We start from the raw sequence: 207 nt of genomic DNA on the forward strand, positions 1-207 counted from the left end.
CATTCTTGTCAAATACATTTGTTGTTGTTTCTCTACCGATACGGTTAGATGCTACTACTGGCGTTAAGTTCGCTGCTGCGTGACCACATTGCGTCGCTTGCCAGTGATCTTTTGAAATCAAGTTCGCATCTTGTGGCTCTGAACCAATCGCTGTTGGGAAGAATAATACTTCTGCACCCATTAACGCCATTGAACGAGCTGTTTCTG

General features: G+C 44.4%; 1 protein-coding gene. It reads right to left on the reverse strand.

All coding sequences use genetic code 11. The annotated features are described in order from the left end of the window. On the reverse strand, window positions 1–207 hold a 207-nt coding region (locus ACXAHM_RS26530), incomplete at both ends, for a nitrilase-related carbon-nitrogen hydrolase (RefSeq protein WP_474967092.1).

Source organism: Flammeovirga sp. AWQ4_249 (assembly GCF_056161045.1).